Origin of the sequence: Nocardia sp. NPDC059240 (assembly GCF_042753865.1) — a bacterium.
In the GTDB taxonomy this organism is placed as follows: Bacteria; Actinomycetota; Actinomycetes; order Mycobacteriales; family Mycobacteriaceae; genus Nocardia.
The window spans coordinates 117,075-134,981 of record NZ_JBHZAC010000012.1; the positions used below are offsets into that span (position 1 = coordinate 117,075).

The following is a 17,907-nucleotide window of genomic DNA, read 5'->3' on the forward strand; positions in this document are numbered from 1 at the left end:
CGGCCCATCGTACGCATATTGACCGCGCCTCCATTTTCGTTGTACCGTCGTTCAATGAACGCTTGTTCAATGAAATTTCGAAGTCTGACGGGGGACTACCGACATGTCATCTGCAACGCCCGCTGACGTCCTGGACCGACGTCGTCGCATGACCATGAACGGTGACGCCGATGGCCTCGCCGAGTTGTACTCGCTCGACGCGGTGATCGAAATGCCCTTCGCCGGGCCGGACGCTCCCCGGCGACTGGAGGGCCGGGAGGCGATCCGGGCGTATGCGCGGCGCGTGACGACCTCGCCGATGCGGCTGGACAGCTACGACGTGGCCGAGCTCTACCGGACCGACGACCCGGAATTGGTGATCGTGGAGATGCGGGGAACGGCGACCATGACCACGACGGGTCGGTCGTTCACGACGACGTCCATTCAGATCCTCCGGATCCGGGACGGTGAGATCGTGCTCTTCCGCGACTACGCCAACCCCGGGATTCTGAAAGACCTACTGGGGGAGACGAACCGATGAAATCGGCTCTGCGCGTGGCCATCACGGCCGCGATCGTCGGCGTTGCGGCAGTCGGCTGTGGGGCTACGGCGGCTGCGACACCGGGACAAGGGATCTCGGCCAGGCTGCTCGGGCAGGGACACGTCGGCGACAGCGACTACGTGCTGCGCGAGTACACCCTCGCGCCCGGCGGCTCGACCGGGTGGCACTACCAGGATGGGGCGGCATACGTCCACGTGATCAGCGGAACTCTGAGTCACTACGGTCCGGACTGCGCGCTCAACGGAATCCACGGTCCCGGCGATATCAGCTCCGAGCCGCCGGGGCCCGGCAACGTGCACGACGGACGCAACGAGGGGTCGGAGCCTGTGGTCATGGACGTGCTCTACATCCAGCCGACAGGCATGCCGACATCGGTCGACACACCGGCCCCGAACTGTGCGGCGTCGACCGCGTCGGAATCGATCGGGGAGTGAACGACATGACTGAGGCAACCGAGCTCAAACGCCGAGTCCGGCAGTTCAATAAGGTCATCGTCAGCTTACAGCGGATCGGGATCGCCTGGGGCCCTACACATTTGTTGACGATGCCCGGCCGCCGAACCGGTCTGACGCGCACGGCTCCGATCAATGTCGTGTCGATTGCGGGACAGCGCTACATCATTCAGGTATATCCGAGCGCCGCGTGGGTGACCAACGCACGCAGCACGGAAACGGTGACTCTGAGCCGGGGCCGCAGGTCTTCGACGGTCCGGCTGGTCGAGGTGCCGATCCCGGAACGACGTCCGCTACTGCACGACCACGTGCTGAACAGCCCGAAACGGGTGGCCGAACTGTTCGTCAGGAGTGGCTTGACGGCGCGGGCCGACGTGGCAACCGTGATGGCCGCCGCGGATCGAATAGCGATTTTTCGAGTAATACCAGCGTGATTGGGTTGGCAGCGGCGGGCGGCGATGGCTTCGCGGCGAAGAGTCATCATGCCTCTAGAGATTCACAATGCGGCGTCCGCTTGGTGCCGCCTGAGCTGAAACTGCTGATTGTCACCACTTTTCGGGCAGTGCGAGATACTCCGCGGGTTCGTAGAACTTGCACCCGTGTGGAGCGATGATCATCGGCCCGTGGGCCAGTGTGCTGCGCGCGAGCGTGCTCAGGATCTCCTCGGCGCGGTCCAGCCCGTGCTGCCAAAGGATGAAATAGACCGGATCCGGGATCCTGGACCTCAGGTGCTCCGGCATATCCTCGATGACCTCATCGATCGTCGCGAGGTCGTCGTCGACCTCCATCCGATCGTTGGTCGGCCACGGTTCGGGGTATTCGATCCGCAGTTGAGTTGGCGAATCAGGGTCGTAGTAGGACACCGAATCGCCCAGCGGCGCCAGTGCGCAGCGCACCATTTCCAAGGTCACCGACGAGGGGAGAATGATCCAAGAACTGTTTGTCATTTCAGCCGGGTCTCCTCGCGTTTTACGATTTGGACGATCGCGACCAGTCGACCTTATTGTTCCGTGATTCCTTGCGGATAAAGGCCACTTCCCATCCGGGTTGCATCACAACCCTCGCGGGCGCGTCCAGACATCGCCGAGTGGCACATTCCGGAGGGGTTTCGCCTCATTTGTCCGGCTTTTTGTGCCACTCGGTGTTCGGTTAGGCGGGGTGGCGGTGGGGGAGGGCGTTGTAGCGGAGTTGGAGGCCGTCGGTGAAGGCGGTTAGGGCTAGTTCGAAACTCTCCGAGTCGATTTCGTCTGCTTTGGCGCGGAGGAGGTGGGCTTGTTCTAGGTGGGGGTAGCGGTCTCGGTAGACCTGGATGTCGTCTACGAAGCCTCGGGAGAAGGAGCCCATGGTGGCGCCCATGACTAGGTAGCGGGTGGCGGCGCCGATCATGGTGGCGTCGCGTGGGGGCCAGCCTGCGGCGACGAGGCCGCCGTGGACGGCGTCGGCGTGGCGGAGGTTCTCTTCGCGGGTACCGGGGCCTGCGGCCAGGTAGGCGACGAAGTTGGGGTGGCGGACGAGAGCCTCGCGGTAGGAGCGGGCCCACGAGGTGAGGCCGGTGCGCCAGTCGGTTGATTCGAAGGCGGAGGTGTCGACTCGGGACATGATGCCGCCGGCGATGTCGTCGAGGACGGCGTCCTTGGTGGGGTAGTGGGTGTAGAGGGAGGCGGCTTGCACGCCCAGTTCGGCGGCGAGTTTGCGCATGGAGAGTTCGGCGAGGCCGTCGCGGTCGATGAGGGTGAGCGCGGCTTCGCGGATGCGTTCGCGGCTCAGCAGTGGCACTTTCGGCCTGGCCATCGACGCACCTCCTGCTGTGGCGAACCCCTGCTGATCCCCCGGTGAGGGTCGAACCTATCACCGTTTCCTTGATAACCGAACACTGTTAGGATAGCTTCGAGTAGTAAACCTAACAACGTTCGGTTAGGAGCTATCGGCACCATGGACTTCGAACTCGGCGAGTCGCAGCGCGAGCTGCGCGACCTGGCCAAGGCTTGGGTGGACAAAGAGGTCGTCCCGTACGCCGCCGCCTGGGATCGGGCCGAATCGGTCGACACCGCCATTGTCGGGAAGCTCGGCGATATGGGCTTTCTCGGCATCGAGATCCCCGAGGAGTACGGCGGCTCCGGCGGCACCGCGCTGGACTACTGCGTGCTGCTCGAGGAGCTCGGGCGCGGCGACAGTTCGGTGCGCGGCATCGTGTCGGTCTCGCTCGGACTGGTCGGCAAGACCATCAAGACCTACGGCACCGAGGCGCAGAAGCGTGACTGGCTGCCGCGGCTGTGCGCCGGACGGGCGCTGGGCTGCTTCGGGCTCACCGAACCCGGCACCGGCTCGGATGCGGGCAATCTGACCACCAAAGCCGTTGCGGACGGCGATGATTGGCTGCTGTCGGGCACCAAGATCTTCATCACCAACGGCACCTGGGCCGATGTAGCCATCATCTTCGCGCGCACCGGCGGCCCCGGCCCGCGTGGCGTGACCGCCTTCCTGGTCCCCACGGATGCGCCCGGCTTCACCCGCACCGAGATCAAGGGCAAGCTGGGCCTGCGCGGCCAGGCCACCGCCGAACTGGTCCTCGACCAGGTCCGCGTCCCGGACGCCAACCGGCTCGGCGAACTCGGCCAGGGCTTCAAGATCGCCATGGCCGCCCTCGACAAGGGCCGCATGGGCGTGGCCGCCGGTTGCGTCGGCGTCGCACGCGGCTGCCTCGAGGCCGCCGTCGAATATGCCGGGCAGCGTGAGCAATTCGGCAAGCCGATCGCCTCGTATCAGCTGGTCCAGGAACTCCTCGCCGACATCGCCGTCGACGTCGAGGCCGCCCGGCTGCTGACCTGGCGGGTCGCCGACCTGATCGGCAAGGGCAAGCCGTTCGGCACCGAAGCGTCGGTCGCCAAGCTCTTCGCCAGCGAGGCCGCGGTGAAGGCCGCCAACAATGCCATCCAGGTGTTCGGCGGCTACGGCTACATCGACGAATTCCCGGTCGCCAAATACCTGCGCGACGCGCGCGTACTCACCCTCTACGAGGGCACCAGTCAGATCCAGAAACTGCTCATCGGCCGCGCCCTCACCGGCGTGAACGCCTTCAACTGAGAACCACTCACGGACAGGGAGATTCACTCATGTCGAAAGTCGCAGTCGTGACCGGCGCCGCGCGCGGAATCGGCGCGGGCACCGCCGCCCGCCTGGCCGCCGACGGCTTCGCCGTGGCCATCGTCGATCTCGAGGAGGCCGCCTGCAAGGACGCCGTGGACGCCATCGTCGCAGCCGGCGGCCAGGCCATCGCGGTGGGCTGCAACGTCACCGACGAGACCCAGGTGCAGGCCGCGTTCGAACGCATTGCCGCGGAACTGGGTTCGGTGGACGTGCTGGTCAACAATGCGGGCGTGCTGCGCGACAACCTGCTGTTCAAGATGTCGGTCGACGACTGGGATCTGGTCATGTCGGTGCACCTCAAGGGCACGTTCCTGTGCTCGCGGGAGGCGCAGAAGTACATGGTGAAGCAGAAGTCCGGCAAGATCGTGAACACCTCCAGCGTGTCCGCGCTGGGCAGCCGCGGTCAGGCCAACTACAGCGCCGCGAAGATGGGCATCCAGGGTCTGACCCGCACGCTGGCAATGGAATTGGGTCCGTTCGGCATCAATGTCAATGCCGTCGCCCCCGGCTTCATCGTCACCGAGATGACCGATGCCACCGCCGCCCGCGTCGGTGTCTCCCCGGAGGAGTTCCGGGCCGAGGCCGCCAAGATCACCCCGCTGCGCCGCGTCGGCGAGCCCGCCGACATCGCGAACGTGGTGTCGTTCCTGGTCTCCGAGAACGCTTCCTTCGTGACGGGCCAGACCATTTACGTCGACGGCGGACGCCGCCTCTAATTCGGAGAGATTTTCGCTATGCAGAGAACAGTTTTCGACAAAGACCACGAAGCCTTCCGTGAGACCGTGCGCGCCTTCCTCGAGGCCGAGGTCGTGCCGGTGTACGAGGAGTGGTACGCCGCTGGTATCGCGCCGCGCGAGTTCTATTACAAGCTGGGCGAACTCGGAGTCTTCGGCATCGAGGTCCCCGAGGAGTTCGGTGGCGCCGGCATCGAATCCTTCAAGTTCCAGGCCATTCTCATCGAGGAATGCGCTCGCGCCGCGGTGTCGCTGGGCGGTTCGGGGGTGCACGTCGGGCTCTGCCTGCCCTACATCCTGAACCTGGCCACCCAGGAGCAGAAGGAACGCTGGCTACCCGGCTTCGTCGCCGGTGAAACCATGTTCGCCATCGCGATGACCGAGCCCGGCACCGGCTCGGATCTCGCCGGAATGCGCACCACCGCAAAGCTTTCCGAGGACGGTACGCACTACGTGCTGAACGGGTCCAAGACCTTCATCACCGGCGGCGTGCTGGCCGACCGCGTCATCGTGTGCGCCCGCACCGCTCCGGCGACGGAAACCGATCGCCGCCACGGCATTTCGCTGTTCGCGGTGGACACCAAGGCGGCGGGCTACACCGTCGGCCGCAAGCTCGACAAGCTGGGCCTCAAGGTCTCCGACACCGCCGAACTCAGCTTCACCGACGTGCACGTGCCGGTCGAGGACCTGCTGGGCGAGGAGCACAAGGGCTTCTCCTACCTGGGCCAGAACCTGCCCCAGGAGCGCGCCTCCATCGCCGTCGGCGCGTACGCGCAGGCCAAGGCCGCCATCCGCTTCGCCAAGGAATACACCAAGCAGCGCAATGTCTTCGGCCAGCCGGTCGCCAGCTTCCAGAACACCAAGTTCGAGCTCGCCGCCTGCCAGGCCGAGGTGGACGCCGCCGAAGCCGTCGTCGACCGCGCCCTCGAAGCCCTCGACCAGGGCACCTTGACCGCCGCCGACGCCGCGTCGGCCAAGCTGTTCTGCACCGAGGTCGCCCACCGCGTCATCGACCGCTGCCTCCAGCTGCACGGCGGCTACGGCTTTATTAATGAGTACCCCATCGCGCGCCTCTACGCCGACAACCGGGTCAACCGGATCTACGGCGGCACCAGCGAAGTCATGAAGATGATCATCGCCAAGGACATGGGGCTCTAGGCCCGCCGCACCCGAACGAACCCCGAGGTACCGATGAACGCGACTCTCTCCCTGGCCAGCATCCTCGCCGAACCGGCGTGGCGGCGACCCGACCACCTCGCCCTCATCGAGGGCGAGCAACGCATCACCTTCCGCGACCTGTGGCGGCAGGCCCGCGAACAGGCCGGCGCGCTCATTGAACTCGGGGTCCGTCCCGGCGACCGGGTTGCGCTCATGGGACCCAATACCGCCGACTTCCCGCGCGCCTACTTCGCCATCCTGGCCGCGGGCGCGACGGTGGTCCCGGTACACCTGCTGCTCACCGCCGACGAGGCCGAGTACGTGCTGCGCGACAGCGGGGCCAAGCTCATGATCTGCCACCCGATGGTGGCAGCCGTCGGCAATGACGCCGCGGCCCGGGTCGGCATCGACTGCGTCAACCCGAAAGAGCTGACCGGGGAAGCGATTCCGGCATACGTGTCGCGCAGCCCGCTCGACACCGCCGTCGTCTTCTACACCAGCGGCACCACCGGGCGGCCCAAGGGCGCGGAACTCAGCCACCTCAATATGGTCATGTGCGCCACCGTGAACGCCTTCGACGCCAACGAGGTCAAGCGCGAGGACATCGCCCTCGGCGCACTGCCGCTGTTCCACGTGTTCGGGCAGACCGTCTCGATGAACTCGCACTGGCGGCTCGGCGCGACCCTCGTCCTCATGCCGAGATTCGATGCGGCAGAGGCACTCCGGCTCATGGTCGCCGAGAACGTCAACACCTTCCACGGCGTACCCACCATGTACCACGGCCTGCTCGAGGCCGCGAAGGACGCCGAGCAGCTGCCGGAACTGAGACTCTGCATCAGCGGCGGTGCGGCCATGCCGCCGGTCATCATCGAGGAGTTCGAGAAGGTCTTCGGCTCCCACATCCTCGAGGGCTACGGCCTGTCCGAAACCTCGCCCACTGCAACGGTGAACCAGCCACTGCTCGGCCCGGAGATCGGCACCGTCGGCCACCCCGTCTGGGGTGTCGACGTCGAGATCGCCGACGCCGACGCACGCGACCGCATCGACCTGCTGCCCGCCGGGACCATCGGCGAGGTCGTGGTGCGCGGCCACAATGTGTTCAGCGGCTACACCGGCAAGCCCGCGGCCACCGCGGAAGTCATGGTGGACGGCTGGTTCCGCACCGGCGACCTCGGCACCAAGGACGAGGCCGGATACCTGCGCATCGTGGACCGGATCAAGGAGATGATCATCCGCGGCGGGTTCAACGTGTACCCGACCGAGGTCGAGGCCGCGCTGCTGCGACACCCGAACATCGCGCAGGTGGCCATCATCGGGGTGCCCGACGACAACTACGGCGAGGAGATCCTCGCGGTGGTGGTGCCGTCCGGACCGCTCACCGCCGAGGAAGTCATCGACTACGCGAAAGAGCATGTGGCACGGTACAAGTACCCGCGCCGCGTCGAGTTCGTCACCGAATTGCCCATGGGCCCCACCCACAAGATCCTCAAACGCGAACTCAAGCAGCGCTACGTCTGAGCCGGAGGACACACCATGATCGACTTCAGCGACTTCGAACAACTGCGCAAGGCCGTCGGCACCGAACTCGGTGTCAGCGACTGGATCACGGTCGACCAGCAGCGCATCAATACCTTCGCCGACGCCACCGACGACCACCAGTGGATCCACGTCGACGCCGAACGCGCCGCGGCCGGACCGTACGGGCGCACCATCGCCCACGGCTTCCTCACCCTGTCGCTGACGGTGCCGATGACCGCACAGGTCATGACGGTCAGCGCCGCGAGCATGGCAATCAACTACGGGCTCAACAAGGTTCGCTTCATCAACCCGGTGCCGGTGGACAGCCGCATCCGCGGCCGCTTCACCCTCGACGCGCTCACCGACATCCCCGGCGGCGTGCAGGCCGTGCGGACCGTCACCGTCGAGATCGAGGGCGTGGACAAGCCCGCCTGCGTCGCCGAGAGCATCGCCCGCTACCTCGCCTGACGAAAGCCGAAGGCCCGCCCGTCGAATAGACGGGTGGGCCTTCGCTTTTCGCTACTTACCCGGCCCGAACGGCTCCGCCGCCAGCGGTGCCGCATCCGGGGTCATGGTCGCCACCACCGAGATTCCGGCCGCCTGGAAGTTCGTCAGCGCCCGGGCGATATGGTCGGCCGAGGTGATCAGGATCGCCGCGTGCGCGCCGATCGCGTCCATCAGCTGCGCCGAGAAGGCCGCGTTCTGAACCGTCGAATTCGCCTTGGTCTCGGTGTGAATGCGGGCCCGGTCGATGCCGTGGTCGACCAGCCAGTCCGCCATCGCATCCGCCTCGGTCACCCCGTTCTGCGGATTGCCGCCGGTCACGATGACCGGGGCCTGAGGGGACAACAGCGCCGAGACGTACCCGGCATACAGGCGCGCCATGAGTTCGGGACGCATCTGACCGTCGGGTTCCAGCCCGTAGCCCAGCACCACGATCGCGGTGTCCGGGGTGAACAGGGCGGGCAGGTTGACGCCCGGCAGGTCGACGCCCGGGAAATTCAGCGTCGAGAAGCCCGCGACGGATTCCAGCACATCACTGGACAACCCGGCGAGTGGGTCGATCTGGGTCGGCAACTGCCCCGCGACCGGATCCGCGGCCGGGACCGAATCCGCTTCGGCCGGAAGGACATCCGGTGTGGGTGGGGCGTCATCGGTGAAGGCCGGGACCGCGTCGGCCCAGGCCGGTGCGGCGCCGGTGGCCAGGGCGATGATCGTCGCTCCTGGTAGCAGCGCCTGCAATGTCCGCGTTCGGACGGTGTTGGTAGTCGGTCGATGATGTCGGCCCGTACTGCGTCGTCGCAGCTCCGGACGAACCCCCTGCCATTGACCGCTGGATGAGATCTTTCGATGTCTGCCTGCGTCGAGCATCGCAACCCCCTAGGTAGCCAGATAGTGACTACCGGTCGGTTCACAATCGTCTGAATCATGATCGCGCCGGACTCACTCGCTCGGAGGCGGTTTCGGGAAATCAAGATTCCAATTCCGGGGGCAGCGAATCGTAGGTGACCGGCGTCACACCGGAGGTGATGTCACACCCGTGCGGCCTGCGTCGTCAACCCGACGAAGGCAACAGAGACCCACACAGAAAAGAGAGAACAATGACCCGCTTCGCCATCTACGAGAACGAAGTCGCCGCCAAGTTCAACAAGCGCCTCGTCACCGCCGCCCGCGTCATCGACGACTCCACCCTTCCCAAGGCCACCCAGGAACTGGTGAAAATCCGCGCCTCCCAGATCAACTCCTGCGGCATGTGCCTCGACATGCACACCAAGGACGCCGCCCACGCCGGCGAAACCCCCGTCCGACTGGCCATGGTCGCGGCCTGGAAGGAATCCACCGTCTTCACCGACCCGGAGCGCGCCGCCCTCGCCCTCACCGAGGAAGGCACCCGCCTGGCCGACGCCAACCCGGGCATCTCCGAGGACACCTGGTCCCAGGTTCGCAAGCACTACGACGACGACCAGATCGGCGCGCTGATCTCCCTCATCGCCACCATCAACGCCTGGAACCGCCTCAACGTCATCTCCGGCATGCTCGGCGGCGAATACGTCCCCGGCCAGTGGTGACCTCACCCCGGCGCCCCAATTCCTTTGGGGCGCACGGGTAGAGGCGATGAATCGCCGTCAGGCGGTGAATGTCTCGCGGTGGTCGACGCACCATTCGGCGAAGGTGCGGGCCGGGCGGGCGAGCAGGTCGGTGACGGTGTCGGTGCGGGTGCCGAGGGTGTCGGCACGCATGAGGGTGAAGCCCTCGACGATGGCTTCGGCGAGGCGCGGGGGAGCGCCGTGGGGGAAGCGGGCGGCGACCACCTCTTCGGGGGTGGTGACCTCGCGAATCTTGATGTCGCGGTCCAGGATTCGGGACAGGATTGCCACCTGTTCGGCGACAGTGAGGGATTCGGGGCCGGTGAGGTGATAGGACTTGCCGGTGTGTCCGGGTTCGGTCAGGCAGCGTGCGGCCACCGCGGCGATGTCGGCGGGGTCGATGGGGGCGAAGCGGCCGGGGCCCGACGGGTCGAGGATGGGATCGCCGGAACGGATGAGCGGGGCCCACTCCAGGGCGTTGGACATGTAGCCGCCGGGCCGGAGGATCGTGAACGGAATTCCGGTGGCGCGCACCAGGTTCTCGCGTTCGTGATGCCAGCTGCCCATGGCGGGCAGGGGGTCGACGAGGACGTGGGCCGAGGAGATCAGCACCACGCGTTGCACGCCCGCTTGCTGGGCGGCGCGCAGGGCGGTGCGGGTGTGGTCCAGGCCGATGCCGGGGACCAGGAGGAACAGGGCGTTGACACCGTCCATCGCGCGGGACACGGCAGCCTCGTCGTCGAGGTCGCCGAGGATCGGTTCCGCGTGTGCGGGTAGGGATTTCGCCCGTTCCGGGTCGCGGACCAAGGCGCGGAAATCGATGCCGTCGGCATCGAGGAGGCGGGTGAGCGCGCGGCCGATGTTCCCGGTCGCTCCGGTGAGCAGTAGCATGACTTCTCCAGATCGTTAGCCGTCTACTGAAAAAACGGTAGACGGCTAACGATCGACCGTCAATACCCGACCGCACGGAGGTTTCGTGTCTTCCGAAGGCTCAGCCGATTTTCTAGACCTGCACGGCCGCACATCGAAAGCCTTGCGCGCCTTGGCCGATCGCGACATGCGTCGACTCGGCCTGCACCTGGGCCAGAATCATGTCCTGGCCGTGCTGTGGGAACGCGACGGCCGCACCCCGGGGGAGATGGCCGCCGCCCTGAACGTCGCCACCCCGACCGTCGTCAAGATGGCCACCCGCATGACCGCCGCGGGCCTGCTGGAACGCCGCCGCGACGACCGCGACAACCGGCTGGTTCGGCTCTGGCTCACCGATCGCGGCCGCGATCTCCGCGAACCAGTCGAAGCCGACCGGAAGGCCCTGTCGGACGCGGTCACCGCCGATCTCACCGACACCGAGCGCGCACACCTGATGTCCGCACTCGCGAAGATCAATCGGGCCGCCGCCGAACTACTTGGTGGGTAGCGCGTTCTGCAGCCCGCCCACCTCGGTGATCTTCCATCCGGAATTGCGGTCGACGGTCACCGAATAGGTGACCGTGCTCTGGGCGCCGTTGGGCGTCTGCGCACTGGTGGAGGTCACGTTCAGATAGGCATTGACCTTGTAGATGCCGCCCGCTTCGGAGGTCACCGCCGCGGAGAGCGTGGTGGCCTTGGAGGTCCATTGCAGCGGCAGCAGGATCTGTTCGAGTTGCGGTGCGGTGGCGTCGAATTTGGCCGACAGCTGAGGTGTGGTGCCCGCCTGCAGGCGGCCCAGCCAGCCCTTCACATCGTGGTAGTCGATGGTGGACGCGCCGAGGGCGTAGTCGGTGGCGACCTGTTCGGCATGCCGGTCGTCGGCGGCGGACGCGTCGCGGTCCGACAGCTTCGAGGAGGCCGAGGCGTAGAGCACACCGAAGGTGATCGACAGCGCCAGCAGCGCGGCCAACGCGGCGGCGACCAGCACGGTCGAGAGCCGAATCGAGACGGTGCGTGGGGATTTCACGGACTCGGTGACGACCGGCGGCGGGGTCTCGGGGGCGGTCTCGGGCGACTCTTCCGGGGAGGTCGCGGTCGACTCGATGGTGGTCATTGCTGATCCTTTCGCCGAAACGGCTGGGGGCGTGGCTATTTGAGACCGACCCGGAAGTGCACCGCGCCGTCGTCGCCGACGCCGCGCAGGGCCTGGTCGATGAGCGCGCTGATATCGAGGGCGGGGGTCCGCTGCACCGCGTCGCGCACCACCGGTTCCAGGGCGGGCCCCAGCGGGGTCAGGCCGGGACCGATCTGCGCGAACAGCGCATCGAGGGACTTCAGGAACGGGACCATGCCGTCGCCGGTGAAATACGAGTCCACGGGCCGGCTTTCGGCCAGGGCCGCGCCATTGGCGACGATGTCGTTGAGGGTGACGCCGAACTGGCCGAGCTCGGGTCCCGCCGCGGCGAGCGAGGGGCCGAGCCAATCCATATCGCCGCCCATCGCCTGCAGGTCGGTGAACAGCTGCCGGATGGCGGCGGTCCGGCTGAGCAGCGTGGCGGCCAGCAGATTGGTGGAACGTTGCAGCACCGCCACGGCATCGTCGGTGCCCGCCAGGGCACGGTCGAAGGTGCCGACCAGGTGACCGATCGAATCCGGATGCAATTGGTTCAGCAGATCCACCACCCGTGACGCGAGGTCGGTGACGGTGGTCGGCGCGTGCACCCGGTCGGCCGAGATGACCTGACCATCGGACAGATACGGCCCCGCGGCCGACTGCGGCGCGAACTCCAGGTAGGGCTCACCGAGCGCGGAGAGCTGTTCGATGCGCACGTCGCTGGCGATCGGGACGCGGTAGCGGTCGTCGATGCGCATCCGCACCCGCACCCCGTGCGCCTGCTTGTCGACGGCCTCGGCGCGGCCGATCTGGATGCCGGTCAACAGGATCGGCGAATTCACCCCGAGCCCACCCGAATTGTCCAGGCGCAGTTCGGTGGTGAAGTAACCGCGCCGCGGATCGAGGTGCAGGACGCCGACGGTCATATAGGCGACGCCCAGCACCAGCACCGCCGCGATGGCCGAGAACGACAGCAGGGTACGCGGATTCATCGCACCGCTCCGATCATGCGCAGGGTGTCGACGATGCGGTCGGTGCGGTCGGCGGCTGACACGCCCTCGACGCTCACCCCGACCAGGTTCACCTTGGGTCCGCGTTCGGCGAACGGAATCAGTTTGTTCTGGATGAGATCGGTGAGCAGCTTCATGTTCGACGGCGAATCGCTGTCGAGCGGATGGCTGCCGAACAGCATCGGCACCATCGCGCGCGCCGCACCGTCCAGCGAACCCACCAGGGGGCCGAGCCAGGCCGCGGCCGGACCGAGCGGCCCGAGCGCGGTCAGCACGAAGATGACGCCGATCTCGGCATTGATGGCGTCGGTGGTGTGCTGGACGCCGTACGGGGTGAGCAGGCCGTCGAGCATGGGCGCGTTCTTGATCAACCCGTCGTTCACCGTGCCCTGCAACCCGTCGAGCAGTGCGTCGACCGAGGCGAGATGGTCACCCAGATCGGTGAAGTCCGACCCCAGCACCCCGGCGATGCGCGCGGTGTCGGCCGGATCGCGCGGCATCACCCCGTTGATCTTGCGCACGATGTCCTGGAAATCGGCGACCGCGCCGCTGCCGATGAATGTCGACAACCCCGCCAGCACATCCTCGATCGCGGGTGAGCGGGTGGTGTCGGCGAGCGGGATGGTCGCGCCCGGTTGCAGTTGCGCCGCCGCGGAACCGGCTGGTTCGGCCAGCGCGATGTGGACATCGCCGAGTGGAGTGTCCTGACGCAGTTCGGCGGTGGTGCCCACCGGCAGCCGCAGCGAGTCGCGCACGGCGATATCGGCGATGGCGTATCCCGCCTTCGCGGGCCGGCCACCGCCGGCGGGCAGCGCGTCCACCAGGGTGACGTGGGTGAGCTGACCGACCCGGACGCCATCGGCGAGCACCTTGGCACCCTGCGGCAGGTTGAGCACATTCGCGAACTCGATGTGCAGGGTGTAGGTGGGGCCGGAGACACCCGACCCGGGAACGGGGATGTCGGCGGGCTGCATATCGCAGGCGCTGACCGCGAAAAGCAGGGTGACACAGGTGATCACGTGCACTCCGGCACGACGCCAGGTGTTCATCGCGCGCTCACCGCCGCCAGGAGTGCGGGCACCGCGGGCACGGTGACCACTCCGCCGTCCACCTGACAGCCCGTACCGGTGAGGGTCTGCACGGCCGCGCACAACCGATCGGAATCCGCCTGTGCGAGTGTGAGTTTCGGCGGCGCGTAACCCAGGGTGAACTGCCCGGTGCCGGGGTCGAGTGCGGTGGCGAAACCGGTCGCCACCGCCGGGGCCATCCCGATCACCTGGGTGAGCGAACCCACCCCCGAGGCGATCAGCCGCGCGAGGTTCGCGGTATCGAGCTTCTTCAGTGCGGGCGCGGCCAGCATCATGATGGCGTCATTGGCCTGCGGCAGCACATTCGTCAGCGCCGCCACCAGATCGATAATGGGCGGGAAGGCCAGGTTGACGATATCGGTGAAAGCCTGTGGCAGACCGACGGCCACCTCCTGCATGTGCGGCCAGCCATTGCGGGCGCGATGGGCGAGTTCGGTGAGCGCGTCCAGCAACCGGCCGAGATGGCCGATGGCGGCATCCGGTGAGGTGAGCGCCTTGGACAGCTGCTGAATGAGGCCGTTGATCTCCTCGCCGGTGCCGGTGGTCGCGGCATCGAGGGAGTCGAGGCCGTCGGCCAGCGCCGTGCGCTGACCGGCCTGCCCGCCGCCGTTCAAACCGTCGACCAGACCGGTGAGCGCGGCGAAGGTCTGCGAAAGACTCTTGGGCGTCAGGGTTTTGGTGATGCAGGCGTTCGGATTCCAGGCCGCGCCGGCGGGCTCGGCCCCGATCAGGGTGAGGGTGCGGTCGGAGACGAGGGTGTCGCTCACGGTCACCGCGCCGACATCGGGCGGCAGCTTGCGGTCCGCTCGGACGGTGAAACGCACCCGGGCCGTGGGCCCGTTGGGGCTGATCTCGGTGACCCGGCCGACCGGTATGCCGAGAATGGCGACGGCACTGCCCTTGTACAGGCCGATGGTGTCGGGCATGTCGGCGCAGTAACTGCGCGTCGGCAATTCGGGCTTGCTCAGGCGCAAGCCGATCGCGGCGGCCAGCACCAAGCTCAGCACCACCGTGATCGACATGAACCCGCGAGAACCCAGTACTCGCTTCAACATCAGCACCCTCCTCCGGGCACGGGCACGCACACCGACGCGACGGGCACGCTCGCACCCGACTGATCGACGCTCACCCCGCCCCCCGCCGGTAGCAGCGGTTGCAGGCGTTGTTCCAGGCCGCGCACCGAATCCAGCAGTGCGCCCAGGCGATCGCCGAGCTCGCTCAGCTTCGGGATGGCATCGGCCAGCGGCTGCGCGCGATCCTTCAGGCCGTTGTCCCAGGCCCGGCCCAGCGGGGTGAAATCGGTGGCCACGGCCGCGAGATCGCGGAGCGCCTGCGACACCACCACCTTGTTGTTGCGGATGAGCTCCTCGAGCGTGCCGAAGGTGTTCATCAGCCGGGCCAGCACATCGGAATTCGCGTTCAGGGCCGACAGATACTCGTCGGCCATCGACAGGGTGCGTGAGATGTCGGAGTTCTGCTTGTCCAGGATGCCGACCAGATCATCGGCCGCGTGCAGTGCCGCGCGCACCGAATCCGGGCTGCCGCTGACCGATTGGGATACCGCGGCCATATCCTGGCGCAGCATGCCGCCGTCGATCTTGCCGACCGGGTCGATTGCGTCCTGGAAGGCGCGGGTCAGACTGTAGGGGAGTAGCACCCGCTCCGGTGGAATCACGGTGTCGCCCAACGCTTTCGTACCCGCGGGCGAGAGCGCCAGATAGTATCCGCCGACCACGGTCAGCATGCGCACATCCAGGGTGCTCTGATCGCCGACGAAGGTGTCGGCGTCCACGCTGAACTCCATGCGGACCCGATCCGCCAGTAGCGTCAGCGATTTCACCTTGCCCACCGGAATCCCGGCCACCCGGACATCGTCGCCGGTGCGGATGGTGCCCGCCTGCGCCAGGTCGGCGCGGTAGGTGTGTTCGGGGGTGGTGCCGGTGGCGTACACCGCGCCGATGCCGATGATCAGCAGCACGACGACGACCAATCCGGCTATGCCCCAGCGGATGTCGTCACGGCTCTCGCGGCGATCGGAGCGCCGCCGCGTCGGTCTCGGTCGCGGCCGCCACAGTTTCGGTTCCGGCCACCTCGATCTCAGTTCTGGCACAGCGTGATCCTCTGTCCGGCGATGAGCAGGCGCAGCGGCTCGGGCGCGGTGGCCGGGCCGTGCGAGCAGGTGAGGGCGGCGTCGGGGCCGGTAGCGGGCACCGCGGCGGTCATCGCCTGGATCAGGCCCGGCAGCTGATCGAACACGGCCACCGCCTGCTGCGGGTCCGGGAACGCCTGCTTCAGGACCGTATCCAGATCGCGATCGCGGGCACCGGTGACGCCGAGCACGGTGAGCAGGTCCCGAAGTGGTTGCAGCACCGGCGGAATGGTCATGGAGAAGGTGATCAGACCGGGTAGTTTGTCGCTGATCGTGACGAACAGGTCGGTCATATTGGTGAGCAGTTTGATGGCATTGCCCGACTTGCCGCCCATGTGATCGGAGATCTGGGACAGATTCGCGACCAGGGTGGACAGCACCGCCTGCCGATCGGTGGCGTAGCGGCTGAGCTTCTCGATACCGCCCAGTGCCGGACCCAGACCGCTGCCGTCACCCTGGATGACCGCCAGCACGGAGGTCGCGAACTGGTTGAGATCATCGGGCGACATCTGCGCCAGCACCGGTTGCAGGCCCTTGAACAGGGTCGTGATGTCGAAGGCGGGCACGGTTTCCGCAGTGGTGAAGGCGTTGCCGGGCGCACGACGGCCGGCGGGCTGGTCGGGCTGCTCCAGATCCAGATAGCGGAAGCCGGTGAGGTTCTGGAAGCGGACCGCGATCTTGGTATTGGCGAAGACCGGATGGTCACGGCTGACGGTGAACCGCACCCGGGCCAGGCTGCCGGACAGTCCGACCTGGTCGACCTTGCCGACCTGCACCCCGTACAGGCGCACATCGTCACCCGCGCGCACACCGTTGGCATCGGTGAAAAGTGCTGTGTAGGAGTCTGTTTTGCCGCTCACCGGTCGTTCGACCACACGGAAAACGCCGATCAACACGACCGTCATGACCACGACGGCGGTGCCGACGCGTAACAGCAGGCCAGGAGTTCTCATCGCGGGCCCTCCCCGGCAGGCTGTCCGAGCTGAGCTGAAAGCGGTTGTGCCAGTGCGGGAACCAATTGCACCGAGGCGTCGAGTACCGGCCCGTCCGGGCTGTCGTGGAAGGCGGCGCCCAGGCGGGTGAGCAGGTCGGTGAGCTGCTGTGACGAGCGTTCGGGCGTACTCACCGAGGCGCTGATCCGATCCAGGATCACACTGCCCATGGGCATCAGCCCCTGGAAGTACTGCTGCGAGGTGCCCAGCATGGCGGTGGCCACCGGCAGCAGGTCGCTGGTGATCCGGCTGAACATCGCGCCGTAGTTCTTCACCTGCTCATCGGTCTTCAGGTGTTCGTTGGAGTAGGACGCCCACAACACCGCCAGGCCGCCGGTCAGCATGGGCGGCAGTCCGGCCAGCGCACCTCCGTACCGGTCGAACATCAGCGACGGTGGGAGCTGCTGGGTTTCGGCGAACGACCGCGCGGTCGTACCGATCGCCTGCAACAGCGGGATGAAACCGTCGAGATCATGCGCGAATCGGCGCAACAGCTCGACCAGCTCCGGTGTCAGCACCTTGTCGGTGAGCGTGCCGGTCGACTTCAGCAGCGTGGCCAGGGTGGCGTCCCGGACCCGGTCGGAATCACCGGTCAGATCCACGGTCACACCGTTCCGCAGCGCCGAACCGCCGGCACCCGAACGCAATTCGACCGAGCTGATCCCGAACAGATTGCCGGGCGCGTAATCCAGCGCCAGCGCATCGGTGAGACCGAACAGCTGAGAACCCCTGAGGTCCAGCGTGATTCGCTGCCGGCCGACACCGGCGGCTTCGATGCCGGTGACCGCGCCGACGCGCACACCGTCCAGGCGCACATCGGTGCCGGGCGCGACACCCGCGCCGACCCGGCCGACCAGCAGCGCGACATGCAGATCATCGGGGGGCACGGAATCGGGCCAGGCACGCCAGCCGACCACGGTCAACAGCGACAGCACCAGGGCGCAAACCCCGAGCACGCGGGCGCGGCGCGGGCCCACTTCGGTTCCGGGCAAGGCATAGTCGGGCACG

The 17,907-nt window shown here is 67.0% G+C and carries 21 protein-coding genes; 10 read left to right on the forward strand and 11 right to left on the reverse strand.

Features of this window, described 5'->3' with window-relative positions; all coding sequences use genetic code 11:
* Positions 1 to 103 precede the first annotated feature (103 nt).
* Genes ACFXHA_RS35770 through ACFXHA_RS35780 form a run of 3 tightly spaced genes read left to right on the forward strand, consistent with a single transcriptional unit; the run spans position 104 to position 1,427 of the window.
* A complete protein-coding gene (locus ACFXHA_RS35770) occupies positions 104 to 520 on the forward strand; it encodes a nuclear transport factor 2 family protein (RefSeq protein WP_379364135.1) in 417 nt (138 codons plus the stop codon).
* The gene (locus tag ACFXHA_RS35775; protein WP_379364136.1) at positions 517 to 975 is read left to right on the forward strand and encodes a cupin domain-containing protein; all 459 of its coding nucleotides are present in this window, start codon (positions 517 to 519) and stop codon (positions 973 to 975) included. Before ACFXHA_RS35770 ends, ACFXHA_RS35775 begins: the two co-directional genes overlap by 4 nt.
* 5 nt (positions 976 to 980) lie before the next feature.
* Complete coding sequence (locus tag ACFXHA_RS35780; RefSeq protein ID WP_379364138.1) at positions 981 to 1,427, forward strand: nitroreductase family deazaflavin-dependent oxidoreductase; 447 nt, start codon at positions 981 to 983, stop codon at positions 1,425 to 1,427.
* Positions 1,428 to 1,538: 111 nt separating this feature from the next.
* Here the strand turns inward: ACFXHA_RS35780 and ACFXHA_RS35785 are convergent, their stop codons facing one another.
* On the reverse strand, positions 1,539 to 1,940 hold the full coding sequence (locus ACFXHA_RS35785) for a hypothetical protein (protein WP_379364140.1): 402 nt from the start codon (positions 1,938 to 1,940) through the stop codon (positions 1,539 to 1,541).
* Between the two features lie 202 nt (positions 1,941 to 2,142).
* Positions 2,143 to 2,784: a TetR/AcrR family transcriptional regulator gene (locus tag ACFXHA_RS35790; RefSeq protein WP_379364142.1), complete on the reverse strand. Its 642-nt coding sequence runs from the start codon at positions 2,782 to 2,784 to the stop codon at positions 2,143 to 2,145.
* Positions 2,785 to 2,925: 141 nt separating this feature from the next.
* On the opposite strand from ACFXHA_RS35790, the gene ACFXHA_RS35795 reads away from it, so the two are divergent.
* The 5 genes from ACFXHA_RS35795 to ACFXHA_RS35815 are packed head-to-tail and all read left to right on the forward strand — an operon-like array spanning position 2,926 to position 8,018.
* The gene (locus ACFXHA_RS35795; protein WP_379364144.1) at positions 2,926 to 4,077 is read left to right on the forward strand and encodes an acyl-CoA dehydrogenase family protein; all 1,152 of its coding nucleotides are present in this window, start codon (positions 2,926 to 2,928) and stop codon (positions 4,075 to 4,077) included.
* A 29-nt stretch (positions 4,078 to 4,106) separates the two neighbouring features.
* A complete protein-coding gene (gene fabG / locus ACFXHA_RS35800; protein WP_379364145.1) occupies positions 4,107 to 4,856 on the forward strand; it encodes a 3-oxoacyl-ACP reductase FabG in 750 nt (249 codons plus the stop codon).
* 18 nt (positions 4,857 to 4,874) lie between these two features.
* Entirely contained in the window at positions 4,875 to 6,032 is a 1,158-nt protein-coding gene (locus tag ACFXHA_RS35805) for an acyl-CoA dehydrogenase family protein (protein WP_379364147.1), read from the forward strand.
* A gap of 33 nt (positions 6,033 to 6,065) precedes the next feature.
* On the forward strand, positions 6,066 to 7,550 hold the full coding sequence (locus ACFXHA_RS35810) for a long-chain fatty acid--CoA ligase (protein WP_379364149.1): 1,485 nt from the start codon (positions 6,066 to 6,068) through the stop codon (positions 7,548 to 7,550).
* Between the two features lie 15 nt (positions 7,551 to 7,565).
* Positions 7,566 to 8,018, forward strand: coding sequence for a MaoC family dehydratase (locus ACFXHA_RS35815; protein ID WP_379364151.1), 453 nt, complete (start codon positions 7,566 to 7,568; stop codon positions 8,016 to 8,018).
* A 51-nt stretch (positions 8,019 to 8,069) separates the two neighbouring features.
* On the opposite strand, the gene ACFXHA_RS35820 is transcribed toward ACFXHA_RS35815, so the two are convergent.
* Positions 8,070 to 8,792: a YdcF family protein gene (locus ACFXHA_RS35820; protein ID WP_379364153.1), complete on the reverse strand. Its 723-nt coding sequence runs from the start codon at positions 8,790 to 8,792 to the stop codon at positions 8,070 to 8,072.
* Between the two features lie 359 nt (positions 8,793 to 9,151).
* Here ACFXHA_RS35820 and ACFXHA_RS35825 point away from each other — a divergent pair, with 359 nt between their 5' ends.
* Positions 9,152 to 9,619 (forward strand): carboxymuconolactone decarboxylase family protein, encoded by a 468-nt coding sequence (locus ACFXHA_RS35825; RefSeq protein WP_379364154.1) that lies wholly within the window; start codon positions 9,152 to 9,154, stop codon positions 9,617 to 9,619.
* A 57-nt stretch (positions 9,620 to 9,676) separates the two neighbouring features.
* Here the strand turns inward: ACFXHA_RS35825 and ACFXHA_RS35830 are convergent, their stop codons facing one another.
* Positions 9,677 to 10,528: an NAD(P)H-binding protein gene (locus ACFXHA_RS35830; protein WP_379364156.1), complete on the reverse strand. Its 852-nt coding sequence runs from the start codon at positions 10,526 to 10,528 to the stop codon at positions 9,677 to 9,679.
* 85 nt (positions 10,529 to 10,613) lie between these two features.
* On the opposite strand from ACFXHA_RS35830, the gene ACFXHA_RS35835 reads away from it, so the two are divergent.
* Positions 10,614 to 11,054, forward strand: a complete 441-nt coding sequence (locus ACFXHA_RS35835) for a MarR family winged helix-turn-helix transcriptional regulator (RefSeq protein ID WP_379364158.1) — start codon at positions 10,614 to 10,616, stop codon at positions 11,052 to 11,054.
* On the opposite strand, the gene ACFXHA_RS35840 is transcribed toward ACFXHA_RS35835, so the two are convergent.
* The 7 genes from ACFXHA_RS35840 to ACFXHA_RS35870 are packed head-to-tail and all read right to left on the reverse strand — an operon-like array spanning position 11,040 to position 17,906.
* Entirely contained in the window at positions 11,040 to 11,660 is a 621-nt protein-coding gene (locus ACFXHA_RS35840) for a hypothetical protein (RefSeq protein WP_379364160.1), read from the reverse strand. The genes ACFXHA_RS35835 and ACFXHA_RS35840 overlap by 15 nt on opposite strands.
* A 35-nt stretch (positions 11,661 to 11,695) precedes the next feature.
* Positions 11,696 to 12,652, reverse strand: a complete 957-nt coding sequence (locus tag ACFXHA_RS35845; protein WP_379364162.1) for an MlaD family protein — start codon at positions 12,650 to 12,652, stop codon at positions 11,696 to 11,698.
* On the reverse strand, positions 12,649 to 13,719 hold the full coding sequence (locus ACFXHA_RS35850; RefSeq protein ID WP_379364164.1) for an MlaD family protein: 1,071 nt from the start codon (positions 13,717 to 13,719) through the stop codon (positions 12,649 to 12,651). The genes ACFXHA_RS35845 and ACFXHA_RS35850 overlap by 4 nt, the downstream gene beginning before the upstream one ends.
* Entirely contained in the window at positions 13,716 to 14,813 is a 1,098-nt protein-coding gene (locus ACFXHA_RS35855; protein ID WP_379364165.1) for an MlaD family protein, read from the reverse strand. The genes ACFXHA_RS35850 and ACFXHA_RS35855 overlap by 4 nt, the downstream gene beginning before the upstream one ends.
* Positions 14,813 to 15,868 carry an MlaD family protein gene (locus ACFXHA_RS35860; protein ID WP_379364167.1) on the reverse strand — a complete coding sequence of 352 codons (1,056 nt, stop codon included), beginning with the start codon at positions 15,866 to 15,868 and terminating at the stop codon, positions 14,813 to 14,815. Before ACFXHA_RS35860 ends, ACFXHA_RS35855 begins: the two co-directional genes overlap by 1 nt.
* The gene (locus ACFXHA_RS35865) at positions 15,856 to 16,860 is read right to left on the reverse strand and encodes an MlaD family protein (protein WP_379364169.1); all 1,005 of its coding nucleotides are present in this window, start codon (positions 16,858 to 16,860) and stop codon (positions 15,856 to 15,858) included. Before ACFXHA_RS35865 ends, ACFXHA_RS35860 begins: the two co-directional genes overlap by 13 nt.
* A complete protein-coding gene (locus tag ACFXHA_RS35870) occupies positions 16,857 to 17,906 on the reverse strand; it encodes a mammalian cell entry protein (RefSeq protein ID WP_379364171.1) in 1,050 nt (349 codons plus the stop codon). The genes ACFXHA_RS35865 and ACFXHA_RS35870 overlap by 4 nt, the downstream gene beginning before the upstream one ends.
* Position 17,907 lies beyond the last annotated feature (1 nt).

Excerpts from the sequence above, each read along its gene's own strand:
- ACFXHA_RS35830 (WP_379364156.1), bottom strand. The coding sequence starts at position 10,528 with ATGCTACTGCTCACCGGAGCGACCGGGAACATCGGCCGCGCGCTCACC.
- ACFXHA_RS35785 (WP_379364140.1), bottom strand. The coding sequence starts at position 1,940 with ATGACAAACAGTTCTTGGATCATTCTCCCCTCGTCGGTGACCTTGGAA.
- fabG (WP_379364145.1), top strand. The coding sequence starts at position 4,107 with ATGTCGAAAGTCGCAGTCGTGACCGGCGCCGCGCGCGGAATCGGCGCG.
- ACFXHA_RS35790 (WP_379364142.1), bottom strand. The coding sequence starts at position 2,784 with ATGGCCAGGCCGAAAGTGCCACTGCTGAGCCGCGAACGCATCCGCGAA.
- ACFXHA_RS35840 (WP_379364160.1), bottom strand. The coding sequence starts at position 11,660 with ATGACCACCATCGAGTCGACCGCGACCTCCCCGGAAGAGTCGCCCGAG.
- ACFXHA_RS35865 (WP_379364169.1), bottom strand. The coding sequence starts at position 16,860 with ATGAGAACTCCTGGCCTGCTGTTACGCGTCGGCACCGCCGTCGTGGTC.
- ACFXHA_RS35795 (WP_379364144.1), top strand. The coding sequence starts at position 2,926 with ATGGACTTCGAACTCGGCGAGTCGCAGCGCGAGCTGCGCGACCTGGCC.
- ACFXHA_RS35770 (WP_379364135.1), top strand. The coding sequence starts at position 104 with ATGTCATCTGCAACGCCCGCTGACGTCCTGGACCGACGTCGTCGCATG.
- ACFXHA_RS35810 (WP_379364149.1), top strand. The coding sequence starts at position 6,066 with ATGAACGCGACTCTCTCCCTGGCCAGCATCCTCGCCGAACCGGCGTGG.
- ACFXHA_RS35850 (WP_379364164.1), bottom strand. The coding sequence starts at position 13,719 with ATGAACACCTGGCGTCGTGCCGGAGTGCACGTGATCACCTGTGTCACC.
- ACFXHA_RS35805 (WP_379364147.1), top strand. The coding sequence starts at position 4,875 with ATGCAGAGAACAGTTTTCGACAAAGACCACGAAGCCTTCCGTGAGACC.
- ACFXHA_RS35845 (WP_379364162.1), bottom strand. The coding sequence starts at position 12,652 with ATGAATCCGCGTACCCTGCTGTCGTTCTCGGCCATCGCGGCGGTGCTG.
- ACFXHA_RS35775 (WP_379364136.1), top strand. The coding sequence starts at position 517 with ATGAAATCGGCTCTGCGCGTGGCCATCACGGCCGCGATCGTCGGCGTT.
- ACFXHA_RS35825 (WP_379364154.1), top strand. The coding sequence starts at position 9,152 with ATGACCCGCTTCGCCATCTACGAGAACGAAGTCGCCGCCAAGTTCAAC.
- ACFXHA_RS35815 (WP_379364151.1), top strand. The coding sequence starts at position 7,566 with ATGATCGACTTCAGCGACTTCGAACAACTGCGCAAGGCCGTCGGCACC.
- ACFXHA_RS35855 (WP_379364165.1), bottom strand. The coding sequence starts at position 14,813 with ATGTTGAAGCGAGTACTGGGTTCTCGCGGGTTCATGTCGATCACGGTG.
- ACFXHA_RS35780 (WP_379364138.1), top strand. The coding sequence starts at position 981 with ATGACTGAGGCAACCGAGCTCAAACGCCGAGTCCGGCAGTTCAATAAG.